General features: G+C 65.2%; 13 protein-coding genes. 4 read left to right on the top strand and 9 right to left on the bottom strand.

What is annotated here, in order from left to right; translation table 11 throughout:
• Positions 1–47: 47 nt before the first annotated feature.
• From ACQY8M_RS26480 to ACQY8M_RS26470, 3 genes are read right to left on the bottom strand one after another with little or no spacing between them, the layout of a single operon-like run.
• Positions 48–749: an alanyl-tRNA editing protein gene (locus tag ACQY8M_RS26480; RefSeq protein ID WP_428661976.1), complete on the bottom strand. Its 702-nt coding sequence runs from the start codon at positions 747–749 to the stop codon at positions 48–50.
• Positions 750–758: 9 nt separating this feature from the next.
• Positions 759–1,640 carry a ribokinase gene (locus ACQY8M_RS26475; RefSeq protein ID WP_428661973.1) on the bottom strand — a complete coding sequence of 294 codons (882 nt, stop codon included), beginning with the start codon at positions 1,638–1,640 and terminating at the stop codon, positions 759–761.
• A 43-nt stretch (positions 1,641–1,683) separates the two neighbouring features.
• Positions 1,684–2,685, bottom strand: a complete 1,002-nt coding sequence (locus ACQY8M_RS26470) for a cysteine synthase A (protein WP_428661971.1) — start codon at positions 2,683–2,685, stop codon at positions 1,684–1,686.
• Between the two features lie 124 nt (positions 2,686–2,809).
• Between ACQY8M_RS26470 and ACQY8M_RS26465 the strand changes: the two genes are divergently transcribed.
• Both ACQY8M_RS26465 and ACQY8M_RS26460 read left to right on the top strand, forming a co-directional pair.
• Positions 2,810–2,992 (top strand): hypothetical protein, encoded by a 183-nt coding sequence (locus ACQY8M_RS26465; protein WP_428661968.1) that lies wholly within the window; start codon positions 2,810–2,812, stop codon positions 2,990–2,992.
• Between the two features lie 4 nt (positions 2,993–2,996).
• Positions 2,997–3,788, top strand: coding sequence for a hydroxyacylglutathione hydrolase (locus ACQY8M_RS26460; RefSeq protein ID WP_428661965.1), 792 nt, complete (start codon positions 2,997–2,999; stop codon positions 3,786–3,788).
• Positions 3,789–3,815: 27 nt separating this feature from the next.
• Here the strand turns inward: ACQY8M_RS26460 and ACQY8M_RS26455 are convergent, their stop codons facing one another.
• Together ACQY8M_RS26455 and ACQY8M_RS26450 are read right to left on the bottom strand one after the other, a co-directional pair.
• A complete protein-coding gene (locus tag ACQY8M_RS26455) occupies positions 3,816–4,319 on the bottom strand; it encodes a VOC family protein (RefSeq protein WP_428661963.1) in 504 nt (167 codons plus the stop codon).
• Between the two features lie 93 nt (positions 4,320–4,412).
• Positions 4,413–5,996 carry an ABC transporter substrate-binding protein gene (locus ACQY8M_RS26450; protein WP_428661960.1) on the bottom strand — a complete coding sequence of 528 codons (1,584 nt, stop codon included), beginning with the start codon at positions 5,994–5,996 and terminating at the stop codon, positions 4,413–4,415.
• 61 nt (positions 5,997–6,057) lie between these two features.
• On the opposite strand from ACQY8M_RS26450, the gene ACQY8M_RS26445 reads away from it, so the two are divergent.
• Both ACQY8M_RS26445 and ACQY8M_RS26440 read left to right on the top strand, forming a co-directional pair.
• Positions 6,058–7,014, top strand: a complete 957-nt coding sequence (locus tag ACQY8M_RS26445; protein ID WP_428661957.1) for a Bug family tripartite tricarboxylate transporter substrate binding protein — start codon at positions 6,058–6,060, stop codon at positions 7,012–7,014.
• A 46-nt stretch (positions 7,015–7,060) separates the two neighbouring features.
• A complete protein-coding gene (locus ACQY8M_RS26440) occupies positions 7,061–7,636 on the top strand; it encodes an N-acetyltransferase family protein (protein ID WP_428661955.1) in 576 nt (191 codons plus the stop codon).
• Here the strand turns inward: ACQY8M_RS26440 and ACQY8M_RS26435 are convergent.
• The 4 genes from ACQY8M_RS26435 to ACQY8M_RS26420 all read right to left on the bottom strand — a co-directional run bounded on the left by ACQY8M_RS26435 (position 7,618) and on the right by ACQY8M_RS26420 (position 13,769).
• Entirely contained in the window at positions 7,618–9,972 is a 2,355-nt protein-coding gene (locus tag ACQY8M_RS26435) for an Orn/Lys/Arg decarboxylase N-terminal domain-containing protein (RefSeq protein ID WP_428661952.1), read from the bottom strand. The two genes, ACQY8M_RS26440 and ACQY8M_RS26435, sit on opposite strands and share 19 nt — an antisense overlap.
• Before the next feature lie 41 nt (positions 9,973–10,013).
• Positions 10,014–11,195 carry an MFS transporter gene (locus ACQY8M_RS26430; protein WP_428661949.1) on the bottom strand — a complete coding sequence of 394 codons (1,182 nt, stop codon included), beginning with the start codon at positions 11,193–11,195 and terminating at the stop codon, positions 10,014–10,016.
• Positions 11,196–11,374: 179 nt separating this feature from the next.
• On the bottom strand, positions 11,375–12,289 hold the full coding sequence (locus ACQY8M_RS26425; RefSeq protein ID WP_428661947.1) for an HpcH/HpaI aldolase/citrate lyase family protein: 915 nt from the start codon (positions 12,287–12,289) through the stop codon (positions 11,375–11,377).
• A 259-nt stretch (positions 12,290–12,548) separates the two neighbouring features.
• A complete protein-coding gene (locus ACQY8M_RS26420; protein ID WP_428661944.1) occupies positions 12,549–13,769 on the bottom strand; it encodes a CaiB/BaiF CoA transferase family protein in 1,221 nt (406 codons plus the stop codon).
• Positions 13,770–13,790: the final 21 nt, after the last annotated feature.

Genomic DNA, 13,790 nt, shown 5'->3' with positions numbered 1-13,790 from the left:
CCTCTGCTCATGTCTCTCTCTCCCTCGCCAAGGGGGACTGAAGGGTTCTAGGGAAGGGCGATGATGAACCGGCGGTTCATCTTTCCCTTGTTCTCGATCTTGGTGCACTCGACCCGGCCGATCTCGCCTGTGCGTGCGACATGGGTGCCGCCGCAGGCCTGCAGATCGACTCCTTCGATGGCCAGCAGCCTCACCCTGCCGGCGCCCATCGGCGGCCTCACGCTCATGGTCTTCACCAGTTCGGGCCGGGAGTTCAGCTCCTCGTCTGTGATCCATTGCGGCACGACCGGGCGGTCGACGGCGAGGAGCTTGTTGATCTCCTCGGTGACCCATTCCTTGGTCGGGACGTCACCCTCGAGGTTGAAGTCGAGCCGGCTCTTGTCGGCATTGACCTGGCCGCCGGTGACGTTGCCCTTGATCACGGCCGACATGACGTGCAGTGCCGTGTGCATGCGCATATGCTTGTAGCGCCGCTCCCAGTCGAGGACCGTGTGGACCGGAGTGCCGACGTCCGGCCTGGAAGCGTCGGGCGCCAGCACGAGCAGCACGTCGTTGCCGTCGGCCTTCAGCGTATCGACGACCTTGGCCTCGCCGCCCTCCCAGCGTAGCAGCCCACTGTCGCCGGGCTGGCCCCCGCCGGTCGGATAGAAGATCGACCGGTCCAGCCGCACGCCGCGATCCTCGACCGCGGTCACAGTGGCATCGGCTTCCTTGAGATAGGAGTCCTGACGAAAGAGTTCTTCGACCATGGGCAGGATTTAGGCCCTGGCCAGCCGCACCGCAACTTCCTTGGCCGTCGGCATCGAGGGCGCCGCGCCCAGACGTTCCACGGCACAGGCCGACGCGGCGCTGGCGTAGCGGGCCGCCTCGATCGGCGTGGCACCTTTCGCGAGGCAGGCGGCCAAGGCCCCGACGAAGCAGTCGCCGGCGCCGGTCGTGTCGACGACCTTGGCCGGAAAGGCGGGGATGTTGGTCTGGCCGTCGGCGGTAACCACCACCGCGCCGCGCTCGCCGAGGGTCGCGATCACGGCCCGGGCGCCGCGCTGGCGCAATTTCTCGCACGCCTCGCCAACGAGGCGCCGGCTGCTCGCGGCGCGCACCTTGGCGCCGGTCGCCTGGGCGAGCTCGATCTCGTTCAGGACAGCGACATCGACGCATTTCAGCAGGCGCGCAGAATGAGGAGCGAATGGTGCCAGATTGAGCACGGTGCGGGCGCCGGCGCGGCGTGCCTGCATCAGCAGGGCGTGCGTCGTCTCGAGCGGCGTCTCGAACTGCGCGACCCAGACCTCGTCCGCCCGCGGCCGGTCACGCACCATCGCGCTGGTGAACTGCAGGTTCGCGCCGGAGGCCACGGTGATCGCATTGTCGCCGCCGGCCACCTGGATCAGCGCCAGGCCGGTCGCGTGGCCCTTCAGGGCGCGCACACCCGAACTGTCGACATCGTTGTCGGCCAGGAAGCCGCGCAGTGTGTTGCCGAAGGCATCGTGGCCGATCGCTCCCGCCATCGCCGCGACGGTGCCGAGCCGCGCCGCGGCAACCGCCTGGTTGAGCCCCTTGCCGCCCGGCAGGAACGACACCTTGGCGCCGAGCAGCGTCTCGCCGGCATGCGGCCGCCGGCCGCTCTCGACGACCACGTCCATATTGAGGCTTCCGCAAACGACGACGCGGCTCATACGGGGCGGCTCATGTCATCCAATGCGGTATCGGCAGCTTCTTCTCGCGCAGGAATGCCGGGTTGAACAGTTTCGACTGATAGCGCGCGCCGCCGTCGCAAAGGATGGTGACGATCGTCTTGCCCGGGCCGAGATCCTTGGCAAGCCGCATGGCGCCGACGACATTGATCGCGGTCGAGCCGCCCAGCACCAGCCCTTCATGTTCGATCAGGTCGAACAGCACGGGCAGAGCTTCCTCGTCGGTGATCTGGTAGGCAGCGTCGATCGGGACGCCCTCGAGGTTCTTCGTGATCCGCCCCTGACCGATGCCCTCGGTCACGGAGTTGCCTTCCGCCTTCAGCGCGCCGTTGGCGTACCAGCCGTACAGGGCCGATCCCATCGGGTCGCTGAGTGCGATCCTGATGCCGGGATTGCGCTCCTTGAGCGCCATCGCAACACCGCCCAGCGTGCCGCCGCTGCCGACCGAGCAGGTGAAGCCGGCGACTTTCCCACTGGTCTGCTCCCAGATCTCGGGACCGGTGGTGCGGTAGTGGCCGTCGCGGTTGGCGGTGTTGTCGAACTGGTTGGCCCAGATCGCGCCGTTCGGCTCCCTGGCGGCGATCTCCTTGGCCAGCACCTCCGAGTAGCGCACGTAGTTGCCGGGATTGGCGTAGGGCAGGGCCGGGACCAGGCGCAGGTCGGCGCCGCACAGCCGCAGCATGTCCTTCTTTTCCTGGCTCTGCGTCTCGGGCATCACGATCACCGATCGGTAGCCGCGCGCATTGGCGACCAGCGCGATGCCGATGCCGGTGTTGCCCGCGGTACCCTCGACGATCACGCCGCCAGGCCTGAGCTTTCCCTGCTTCTCCGCGTCCTCGATGATCGCGAGTGCCGCGCGGTCCTTCACCGAGCCGCCCGGATTGAGGAATTCCGCCTTGCCGTAGATCTCGCAGCCGGTCGCGGCCGATGCCGCCTTCAGCTTGATCAGCGGCGTATTGCCGATGCTGTCGATGAAACCCGACCGGACATTCATAACGATCTCACTCTTCGGCCCCGCACTTCGCTCCCGGCCGGACGGTAGCGTTCTTTTGGGACGGCGCAAAGCGCGTCGGATCAAGTCGAGCGCTCGCGGACCTCATCGCGACGCAAGGCGAGCCATGCAGAGCGATCACGCCGCCGGCCTCCGGTATGTCCACGCGGCCGAGGAGGATCTGGCGGACATGGTCCTGCTCGTCGACCGCCACGATGCCGATCTGGTCGAACAGCCAGTTATTCGGGAAGACGGGTCGCTTGGCCCGCGCTCCAGCGCTATCATGATCGACGCAACTGACCGGAGCTGATGCCGTGATCGTCAAACAGATCTGGACTGCCAACGCCTACCGCAACTTCAACTACCTCATCGCCTGCAGCGAAACCGGCGAGGCCTTGGCCATTGACCCCCTGGATCATGAAAAGTGCCTGAAGGCCGCCAAGGATGAAGGATGGGAAATCACAAAGATCCTGAACACGCACGAGCATCGCGACCATACGGGCGGAAACGACGCTGTCGTCGGCAAAACCGGAGCGACGATTCTGGCGCACCGGAATGCCAAGGACAAGATCGCCGACATGGGCCGAGGCCTGGGCGCGGGCGATGTCGTCAAAGTGGGCAAGACGGTCGAGCTCGAGGTGCTGGACACGCCCGGCCATACCATGTGCCACGTGTGCCTGAAGTCCCACACCGATCAGCCGGCGCTCTTCTGCGGCGATACCCTGTTCAACGCCGGCGCCGGGAATTGCCACAACGGTGGCCATCCAGAAGAGCTCTACAGGACGTTCGACCAGCAGCTCGCCAAGCTCCCGCAATCGACATTGATCTATCCGGGACACGATTATGTGGAGAACAACCTGCGCTTCACGTTGGATCGCGAGCCCGACAACGCGGACGCCCGCGAGCTGCTCGACAAGCTTGCGGGTCAAGACCCCAGCAACGCGTATGTATCGACGCTCGAGGTCGAAGAGAGGATCAACACGTTCTTTCGCCTGTCCAGCCCGACGATCGTCGCGAGGTTGCGCGAGGCCTTTCCCGACATGCCCGAGAAGCCCGATCAACGCGCTGTATTCGTGAAGCTCCGTGAGCTGCGCAACTCGTGGTGACCGGTGGCGTGTCGCGCCGGAAGGGGGTCAGGCCAGCACCGGCTGCTTCTTGCTGCTCTGCCAGTCGTTCAGGATCTCGCGGGCGCGGTTCTTCTTCGGGTCCATTGCCGATGCGCGGCCGGGCACCTTGGCAGCGAGCTCGATCACGTAACCGTTCGGGTCGCGGAAGTAGATCGAGCGGATGAACTTGTGGTCGGAGATGCCGCGCACCTCGCGGCCTTCCCGCTTGCCGCGCTCGAACATCGCCTCGAGCACGTCGGGCTCGACTTCCAGCGCGATATGCAGGTCGAAGTCGTGCTGGTCCTTGAACTCGAACGGCATATCCGGCGCTTCGAAGAAGGCGAGGGACGAGCCGTCGTCGAGCTGGAAGAAGGCATGCAGCACGCCCGGCCCGCCGGTCTTGCGGCCGGTCATCGTCTGCTCGATCCTGAAAGCGTTGACCAGCGGCAGGCCGAGGAAGTCCTCGTAGAACTTCCGTGTCTCCTCCGCGTCGCGGCAACGATAGGCGTTGTGATGCAAGCCTTTGATCATGGTAGCGCTCCTGCTTCCTGGACGCCGTCGAGATAGGCCCGCGGTTCGCACCGGACAAGTTCCCCGATGGTAACCGGCCGGGTTCCGGCCCTTCTAGCGATCCAGCCAGACATCCTCGAAACGCCAGTGGTTGTAGATCGAGTTGACGGACAGCTTGATACCTTTCGTTTCCGGCCGCCAGCAGGTGGCCCCCTGGCCGTGCTGGATCACGGGCCGGGCGCCGTCCTCCTGCAGCTGCTTGTCGATCTCCCAGACCAGCTTCCTGCGGGCCTCGATGTCGGACATGCGCGACTGCTGGTCGAACAGCTTCTCGATCTCGGGACTGCAATAGTTCGTGTAGTTGCGCTCCGAGCCGCAGGAATAGGTCTCGTAGAACACCACATCCGGATCGTCGATGCCGACGCCCTGGATGTTCATGCCGACCGCATAGTCCTTCTTGAGCAGGCGATTGTACCAAACCGAGGTGTCGAGCGGCTCGAGCTCGGCCTGGATCCACACGTGCTTCAGATGGTCGATCAGGATCACGGCCTGGTCGCGATAACTCGGGATGTTCCGGGTCGAGACCTTGATCTTGAGCGGCTTGTCGGCGCTGTAGCCCAGCCCGGCCATGATCTTGCGGCCCTCTGCACGCTGCTTCTCGGTGTCCGCGCCGTAGCCTGCGACGGTCGCCAGAAAATCGTCAGGCATACCCCACAGGCCCTCGGGTGGCGGCAGCATGGCGCCGCCCTGCCGGTTGGCACCCTGGCCAATGATCTCGGTGAAGGCCGAGCGGTCGATCGCCAGCACCATCGCCTTGCGCACCTGCGCGTTGTCGAACGGCGGCCGGTCGCGATTGACCAGCAGGTTGGCCTGGGTGTTGGTCGGCAGCAGCTCGCACTGCGCCCAGGGCGCCTGGATCTTGAGGTCCTTCAACGCCGGCGCCGCGATCTCGGCCGTGAAGGTGAGGTCGTACTGGCCGGCGACAAAGGCCAGGATCGACGTCGCCCGGCTCGGGATGATCCGAAATTCGATGGCGTCGAGATAAGGCCGGCCCTTCTTCCAGTAATCGGGGTTCTTCACGAGCTTGATCGATTCGTTCTGCTTAAGCTCGACGAACTTGAAGGGCCCGGTGCCGACAGGCCGGGTCCGCATCTGGGCGGTGCTGACATGGCAGGGATAGACCGGCGAGAAGGCGCCCGCGAGCATGGTCAGCACCGAGGGCTGCGGCCGCTTGAGATGGAAGGTGACCTCGCGCTCGCCGTTGACCGTCACCTCCTGGAGGTTGAACCACCAGGACTTGCGCGGGTTCTTGCGAAGCTTCGACTCGTCGCCGACCAGCATGTCGAAGGTGCATTTGACGTCGGCGCTGGTGAAGGGCTTGCCGTCGTGCCACTTCACGCCGTCGCGCAGCTTGAAGGTGAGGTCCTTGCCGTCGTTGCTCCACGCCCATTCGGTGGCGAGGTCGGGGACGATCCTGTCGGGTCGGTTCTGCTTGCTGTCCGGATCGAATACCACGAGGTTGTTGTAGACCGACATGAACGGCATGACGGTCGAGATCGTCGCCTCTTCGTGGATCGAAGCGCTGGGCGGGTTGTCGCGATGGCTGACACGCAAGGTGCCGCCGCTCTTTTGCGCCGACGCGGGCGCTGCGAGGGCCAGAAGCGCCGCGATTACCGGCACGATGAACATGCGCCGCATGGTGTTCCTCCGTTTTTGGTTGCGACGACGCTAGCACGTCGTAGGGTTCCGCATCATGCGAATGCTCATCTGTCTGCTGGGTCTGCTGGCCGGAATTCTGCAAACGGCGCCGCTCGCCGCACAGGACTTCCCGAACCGGCCCATACACATCATCGCGCCGTTCGGACCGGGGACGGCGACCGACACGGTTGCCCGCGTCGTGGCGGCAGAGATGTCGCGCCGCACGGGGCAATCGGTGGTGGTCGACAACCGGCCCGGCGCCGAGGGCCAGATCGGCGCGCAGGCGGCAGCCACGGCGGCGCCGGACGGCTACACGATATTCGTCACCACCCAGACGACGCAGGCAATCAACCAGCATGTCTACAAGACGCTGCCTTACGATCCCGTGAAGAGCTTTGCGCCGATCAGCGGTCTGTCGAGCGGCGCGCAGATCGTCATGGTGCGCAACGACCTGCCGGCAAGGTCGATCCCGGAGCTGATCGCGCTCGCGCGAGCGCAGCCGGGCAAGCTCACGTTCGGCAGCGGCAACGGCTCGGCCCGGGGCGCGGCGGAGCTGTTCAAAATCATGGCCAAGGTCGACCTGCTCGGCGTGCCCTACAAGACCCAGCCGCAAGTCATTGGAGACCTCCTGGGCGGGCGCATCGATGTCACCTTCAGCGACTTCACCACGGGACTGCCGCCGGTGCGGGACGGCCGGGCGCGTGGCCTCGCCGTGACCAGCGCGGAGCGCTATCCCGGACTGGAGCAATTCCCGACGGTCGCCGAAAGCGGCCTGCCGGGCTACGAGTCGCGACCTTGGAACGCGGCCTACGCGCCGGCCGGCACGCCGCGGCCGATCATCGACAAGCTCAACCAGCTGATCCGCGAGGCGGTGGCGTCCGAGTCTTATCAGACGCTGCTGCGCACGACGCTCGGCGTCCCTTTCCCTGGCTCGCCAGAAGAGTTGGCGGCGTGGCAGGAGAAGGAAATCGTGAAGTGGGGCGAGATCGTCCGCATCGCCGGGATGAAAGAGCCCTGAGCCGGCGACATGAAAACGTCATCTGCGTGTGATTGATCGGGCGGCAATGACCGAAGTTCGACTGGAAGCGCCGCAAACCATCGTCGTGCGTCCGTCCGTGGAAGCGGACGTCCCGGCGATGCTGGCGATCTATACCCACCATATCCAGCGCGGCGTCGGCGACCTCGTGGATCCCGAACCGTTCCACGATGACGACATCAAGCGGCGACGCAAGAACATGCTGCGGCGCAAGCTGCCGCATCTGGTGGCCGACCGTGGCGGCATCGTCGTGGGCTACGCTTATGCCGTGCCGTTCCGCAAGCGGCCGGCCTACCGCTATGCCGTCAAGCACTCGATCTACGTGCACCCGGATTACCTGCATTCGGGCGTTGGCCGGCTGCTGTTGCCGGCATTGATCGATGCCTGCGCCGCGGCAGGCTTTCGCCAGATGTTCGGCTATATCGACGGCAGCAACACACCGTCACAGAAATTGCACGAGGCTTTCGGCTTCGAGCGCGCCGGACTGCTGAAGGACGTCGGCTTCAAGTTCGGCCGCTGGACAGACAGCCTTTTGATGCAGCGCGCGCTGGGGCCGGGCGCCGCCGAGCCGCCGGCCGACGACAGCTACTCCCGCACAACGTAGGTATAGAACCTCACCGTCCCGTCCTTTTCGATCTCGCGATAGATGCCCTGGACCTCGACGTCGAAGCCGGGGAACAGGTTGGCGCTGCGCTCGAACATCGCAAGATAGTCGAGCATCGGGCGCGCCCGCTCGTCGAGACGCTCGCCGGGCACGATACTGGCGATGCCGGGCGGATAGACCACAAACATCGTGGTCGCGATCCGCCCGAACACCTGGCTGATCGGCAGATAATCGACGTTGTTGCGCACCAGCTGCCGCACCGCCTCGTTCGGCGGCATTACGAGCGTCGGCAGGTGATCGGGCATGAACTGCGCGCGCTGCAAGGTACTGGCGCCGCTGTCGCGAAAGAAGGCGTGCATCTGTGCGCAAAAATCGCGCAGGCGCACGCCCGAGTATCGAGCCGGCCGCCGGGCGACGAACTCGCCGATAACGTCGTCGAGACGGGCATTGTCGTCGTGCAGCCGCTTGAACGCCACCAGCGTGCTGAGCAGCGTTCCCGCCTTGCTCGATTCGACGCCGGGGGTGAGCAGGAAGAGCAGCGAATTGAGATCGTTCTTCTCGGACACGACCCGGTTCTCGCGCAGGTATTGCGCGACCACGGGCGCCGGAATGCCGAAATCCGAGTAGGCGCCGGTGGCGCGGTCGAAACCGGGAGTCAACACGGTCAGCTTGCTGGGATCGGTGATCGCGTAGCCTGGCGCCACATGGCTGAAGCCATGCCAGCTGGCCTCCGGCGCGAGTTCCCAGCAGCGCGGATCCGAGGCCAGGTCGTCGGTCGAGACCTCTTCCCACGCGATCTCGCGCTCCGGCGCGCCGTCGCGGCCGGGAACGGCGAGACGATCGGGGACAAAGACATCGAAGAACCAACGGCGGGCCGGGTCCTTCTCCTTGTGCTCGAACTCGCGCCGGATCGCGCGCACCTTCTTGCGAAGCTCGATGCCGAGCCGGATCGTGTCGTCCCACAGCACCACGCCGGACCGGCCCTTCATCATCTGCGCCCCGACATCGAGCGAGGCGAACAGCGGATAGAACGGCGAGGTCGAGGCGTGCAGCATGAAGAATTCGTTGAAGCGGCGATGCTCGATGCGGCGGCGCTGGCCCTCGATATGGCTGTCCTTGACGTGGATCTGCGAGGCTTGGGAGAAGCTCGCGAGCTGCTTGTGGGTCGATTGCGTCGCCATGATGCCCGGCCGATTCGGTCCGAGATCGGTAAGGCCCATGGCATAGCGCCCGGCATAGAGCGGATGGAACTTCATGAAGCCCGCCCAGGCTTCATCGAACAGGATGTAGTCGCAGAGGTGGCCGATCTTCTCGATGATCATGCGGGCGTCGTAGATCGTGCCGTCATAGGTGCATTGCTCGATTACGGCGACGCGGAACGGCCGCTCGCGGCGCCACGCTTCCTTGTCGGCGATCAGAGGATGATTGCGGATCTTCTCGCGGATGCGCGTTTCGTCGAGCGCCTCGTGGAAGATCGGGCCGATCAACCCGTGCGCGTTGCGGTCGGTCTCGAGGAAGATCGGGATTCCGCCGCCGAGGAACAGCGCGCCGTGATGCGCCGCCTTGTGATTGTTGCGGTCGAACAGCACGAGGTCGCCTTCGGCGACCAGCGCCGAAAGCACCATCTTGTTGGACGTCGACGTGCCGTTCAGCACGAAGTAGGTCTTCTCGGCGCCGAAGATCTCGGCCGCTTCCTGCTGCGCCTTCAGGGCAGGGCCTTCATGGACCAGCAGGTCGCCGAGCTCGAGCACGGAATTGTCGAGATCATCACGGAAGACCGCCTCACCGAGGTGCTCGACGAAGATCCGGCCGATCGGGCTACGATTGTAAAACACGCCGCCATTGTGGCCGGGGCAGGTCCAGAGCTGGTTGCCGCGTTCGGCGTAGTCGACCAGCGCGCCGAAGAACGGCGTCTTCAGCGTCTCGGCATATTGCTTGAGCCGGCTCACCAGGTTCTTGGCGATGAAGGCGGGCGTCTCCTCGGCGAGGAAGATGTAGCCGTCGATGAAATCGAGCACCTCGACGGGGATGTCCTCCAGGCGCTTGCGGCGCACCAGCATGACGATCGGCATCTCCAGCCCGCGCCGCCGCATCAGGTTGATCAGCGAGGAGGTCTTGCCTTCCAGGCCTTTCTTGCCCCAGTCCACCACCATGCAGCCGATGGCAGCGTCGGTCTGGACGGCGATCTCGGCATCCTCGGTCCGCCGAGCCTGGATGACCTGGAAGCCGAGCTTCTCGATCTCGACGATTATCTCGCGCAGCCGGTGGCCTTCGAGGTCGTCGGCGTCGAAGGCCGGTGCGGAGAAGAGGAAGGTGAAGCGCCTGAAGAAATCCATCGGTCCGACCCTATGACGCGGATGTTTCAATATTGTGGTCGTCACCCCGGCGCGTGGGACACTCGCGCGGCCAGGAGCTGCCAGACGGCGGCAGCGAGCACGCAGGCGGCAACGGCGAAGAAGGCCATGCGGTAGCTGAGCATCGATGCGATCAGCGCGAAAAGCGGTGGCCCGAACACCGCGCCGGAGAAGGCGAGCGAGGTCTGCACTGCTGCGACGGCGGCGGCTTCACCAGGCGGCGAGAGATGGGCGAACTCGGCTTGCGAGGTTCCGTTCCAGCTGATCACGACCGAACCATAGCCGATAACCACAAGCGTGATCAGCCAGAACGGCGTGTCGGACTGCAGCAGGCCGGTGGCGATGCAGCCGAGGGTCATGCCGATTCCGGTCCAGCCCAGCAGCTTCATGCGGGGAAAACGGTCGCCAGCGCCACCGCTCAGCAGGCGGACGCCGGTGCCGACGATCTGCGACGCCGACAGGAGCGCGCCGGCCTGGGCAATGGTGAGGCCGCAGTGCTCATAGAGATACGTCACCAGGTAGAAGGTGAAGGTGTGCTGGGCGACGACGTAGATGAAGGCCGACCAGCCGAGCACGCGGAGCTGCGGGTGCCCGAGCACGAAGCGGACCGAGCGCCAGATGCTGGCGGCAGGCTTGCCGGCGACGGCGATGACGTCGAGACGCGGCCGCAGCGGCTCGATCGCGACCGCCGAGAAGGCGAGGGCACCGGCGGCGACCAGGCTCGCGCCGCGCCAGTCGACCCAGGCGAGCAGGGCAGGAAAGATGAGGCCCGCCAGCGCAAAGCCGATCGGCACGCCGGTCTGCTTCAGCGAGAAGACCATGCCGAAATACTCGCGCGGCACCCGCTGCGACAGGACGTGGGCCGAGGCCGGGTTGATCGGGCCTTGCGCCATGCCGATGAACAGGACCGCGACGACGGTCGCTGCCACCGCCGCGATTGAATTGAGCGAGAGTCCGATGGCAGCCATCAACAGCGCTGCCTGGCAAACACGCACCGCGCCCAACCGCACGATGGGGCCTGCGGCGGCGAGCGCCACCGACGCAGCGACTCCATAAATGAGGGCGGTAAAAATGCCGACCAGCTTGGCGTCGATCGCCAGGTCGCGCGCCACGGCTGGCATCATGACGCTGAGCGACAGCACGCTGAACGAGACCATCACCTGGATGGCCAGCATGCTGGCCACCGGGACGAAGGCGCGCTTCATGCCATCGCCTCGAGCCTTCCTCCCCTTCGCGGATTCCGCGAAGGGGAGGTGTCGCCGTCATACGGCGACGGAGGGGTCATGAGTCGCGACATGGAAGAACCGTAACGGACTCATGACCCCTCCGCCCTCGTAAGACGAGGGCATCTCCCCTGCGCTGCGCGCAAGGGAGGAGTGGGCAGTCACATCCCGAACAGGTCGGCCTTGTTCAGGATCGTGTTGCGCAGGATGCGGATCGAGGCGACGTCGACCATGATGCCGTCGACGTTGATTGCGCCCAACCCTTTGGCCTCGGCCTCGGCATAAGCCTTCTCCAGCCGGCGCGCGCGGGCGATGTCCTCGGGCTTGGGCGAGTAGATCTCCAGCGCATGCTCGATCTGCGACGGATGGATCGCCCACTTGCCGACGCAGCCCAGGATCATCGAGCGGCGGCATTCCTCACGATAGGCCTCGGGGTTCTTGAAGTCGGCGAACGGGCCGTCCACGGGGTCGATGCCGGCGGCGCGGCAGGCCATCACCAAGCGGAAGCGGGCGTAGTGCCAGATATCGCCGGGATAGCCGTCGGACTCGCCGACGTTCTTGTTGGTGACGCCCATCGAGGCCGAGAAGTCGCCCATGCCGAACACCAGGCATTCGAGCCGCGGCGTCGACCTCGCGATCTCGTCGACGTTCTGCATGCCCTCGACTTCCTCGATCAGGGCTTCGAGGCCGATGCGGTTCTTGAGCTTCAGCTTCTTTTCCATCTGATTGAGCAGCTTGTCCGCGAACAGGATGTCGGCCGCGGTCTGCACCTTGGTCATCATGAAGGTGTCGAGGTGCTCGCCGGCACCTTCGACGATCTCGATGATGTCCTCGTAGGCGTATTCAGTGGTGAGGTCGTTGATGCGCACGCAGCGCGTCTTGCCCTTCCAGTTCAGCGTCTTGAGCGCTTCCACGATCTTCTTGCGGGCGTCGCGCTTCTGGCTCGGCGCAACGGCGTCCTCGAGGTCGAGGAAGACATGATCGGCCTTCGACTCCGAGGCCTTCTGCATCATCTTCTCGCTGGAACCGGGTGTCGAAAGCTGGACGCGTCGGGCGCGGCGGGGACGGTTCGTCATGGTTCTCTCCTGTAGTTTAAATTCTGCTTCAACCGGATCGCCTCACCCCCGACCACCTCATCCTGAGGAGCGTAGCGTAGCGAAGCGTCTCGAAGGATGGGAACGCGAAGGACGGCACTACCGCGATCATGAGGTGGGCCGGCACCAATTCTGCTGCCACCCTTCGAGACACTCCGCTTCGCTTCGTTCCTCAGGGTGAGGTGAGAGTGTCGCCTCGACGTGAAGTGTTGGCTCGCTGGCATCTGCTTGAGAGCCTTCCTCAAGCCACGATCTTGTCGGCGCGCAGGCGGGCGATGTCGCCCGCGCTGCAGCCGATGGATTTCAGATAGTCGTCGGTATGCTCGCCCAGCAGTGGCGCGCGGTGGCGCACCTTGCCGGGAGTCTCGGTCATCTTCACGGCGACGCCGGCGATCTGGACTTCGTGGTCGAGTCCCGGATGCGGCACCCAGGGCAGCATCTCGCGCGCCTTGAAGTGCGGGTCGGCAACGATGTCGCGCACGTTGTAGACCGGCGAGAACGGCACTTTGCCGCCGAAGTGCTCGAGCAGCTCCTGCTTGGTGCGCTGGCGGGTGAAGGCCGAGACCGTGGCGATGATCTCGTCCTGGTTGGCGCGGCGGTCCTGCACCGTGACGAAACGCGGGTCGGTCGCCATCTCCGGCTTGTCGATCAGTCGGCAGAGAATCGGGAAATGCGCGTCGGCGTGGGCGGCAATGGTGACGAAGCCGTCCTTTGCCGGGAACATGCCGAACGGGCAGAGCAGGGGGTGATGATTGCCCTCGGGGGCCGGCAGGGTCTGAGCGTAGGAATGCTGGTGCATGATGCGTTCGCAGACCGCCAGGATCGCGTCGACCATGCCGACGTCGACGAACTGGCCCTTGCCGGTCTTGTGGGCGCGGAAGATCGCCGAGACGATGCCGAAGGCGCAGGTGATGGCCGGAACGATGTCGCCGACGCCGGGACCGACCTTGAGCGGCGTGTCCTTGTCCGGCCCGGTGATCGCCATGATGCCGCCCATCGCCTGGCTGATCACGTCATAGGCCGGGAAGTCGGAGTAGGGGCTCCTGCCGGTGCGCGGATCGCCGAAGCCGCGGATCGTGGCATAGACCAGCTTGGGGTTGCGCGCGTGCAGCGTCTCGTAGCTGAGGCCGAGACGGTCCATCACGCCGCCGCGATAGTTCTCGACCACCGCGTCGGCGCCGTCACACAACCTGAGAACGAGGTCCCGGCCCTCGGGCTTCTTGAGATCGATGGCGATCGACTTCTTGTTGCGGTTCACCGAGGCGAAGTAGCCACCGAAAGCCTTGAGCTTGTCGTCGACATGATAGGGTCCGATGATCCGCGTATGGTCGCCGTCGAGCGGCTCGACCTTGATGATCTCGGCACCTTGGTCCGCCAGCAGCATGGTGCAGTAGGGACCGGCCAGCATCTGCGTGAGATCGACGATCTTCACACCGTCCAGGGCGCCGAGGACTTCGCTCATGGCTGGGGACGCGGCTCTCCA

The sequence above is a fragment of the Reyranella sp. genome, assembly GCF_965279465.1.
Lineage (GTDB): Bacteria > Pseudomonadota > Alphaproteobacteria > Reyranellales > Reyranellaceae > Reyranella.
This window is presented reverse-complemented; position numbering and strand designations above follow the sequence as displayed.

Bases quoted from the DNA above. Each gene is read 5' to 3' on its own strand.
- ACQY8M_RS26480 (WP_428661976.1), bottom strand. From the start codon at position 749: ATGGTCGAAGAACTCTTTCGTCAGGACTCCTATCTCAAGGAAGCCGAT.
- ACQY8M_RS26430 (WP_428661949.1), bottom strand. From the start codon at position 11,195: ATGAAGCGCGCCTTCGTCCCGGTGGCCAGCATGCTGGCCATCCAGGTG.
- ACQY8M_RS26470 (WP_428661971.1), bottom strand. From the start codon at position 2,685: ATGAATGTCCGGTCGGGTTTCATCGACAGCATCGGCAATACGCCGCTG.
- ACQY8M_RS26435 (WP_428661952.1), bottom strand. From the start codon at position 9,972: ATGGATTTCTTCAGGCGCTTCACCTTCCTCTTCTCCGCACCGGCCTTC.
- ACQY8M_RS26440 (WP_428661955.1), top strand. From the start codon at position 7,061: ATGACCGAAGTTCGACTGGAAGCGCCGCAAACCATCGTCGTGCGTCCG.
- ACQY8M_RS26475 (WP_428661973.1), bottom strand. From the start codon at position 1,640: ATGGACGTGGTCGTCGAGAGCGGCCGGCGGCCGCATGCCGGCGAGACG.
- ACQY8M_RS26455 (WP_428661963.1), bottom strand. From the start codon at position 4,319: ATGATCAAAGGCTTGCATCACAACGCCTATCGTTGCCGCGACGCGGAG.
- ACQY8M_RS26445 (WP_428661957.1), top strand. From the start codon at position 6,058: ATGCTCATCTGTCTGCTGGGTCTGCTGGCCGGAATTCTGCAAACGGCG.
- ACQY8M_RS26465 (WP_428661968.1), top strand. From the start codon at position 2,810: ATGCAGAGCGATCACGCCGCCGGCCTCCGGTATGTCCACGCGGCCGAG.
- ACQY8M_RS26425 (WP_428661947.1), bottom strand. From the start codon at position 12,289: ATGACGAACCGTCCCCGCCGCGCCCGACGCGTCCAGCTTTCGACACCC.
- ACQY8M_RS26450 (WP_428661960.1), bottom strand. From the start codon at position 5,996: ATGCGGCGCATGTTCATCGTGCCGGTAATCGCGGCGCTTCTGGCCCTC.
- ACQY8M_RS26420 (WP_428661944.1), bottom strand. From the start codon at position 13,769: ATGAGCGAAGTCCTCGGCGCCCTGGACGGTGTGAAGATCGTCGATCTC.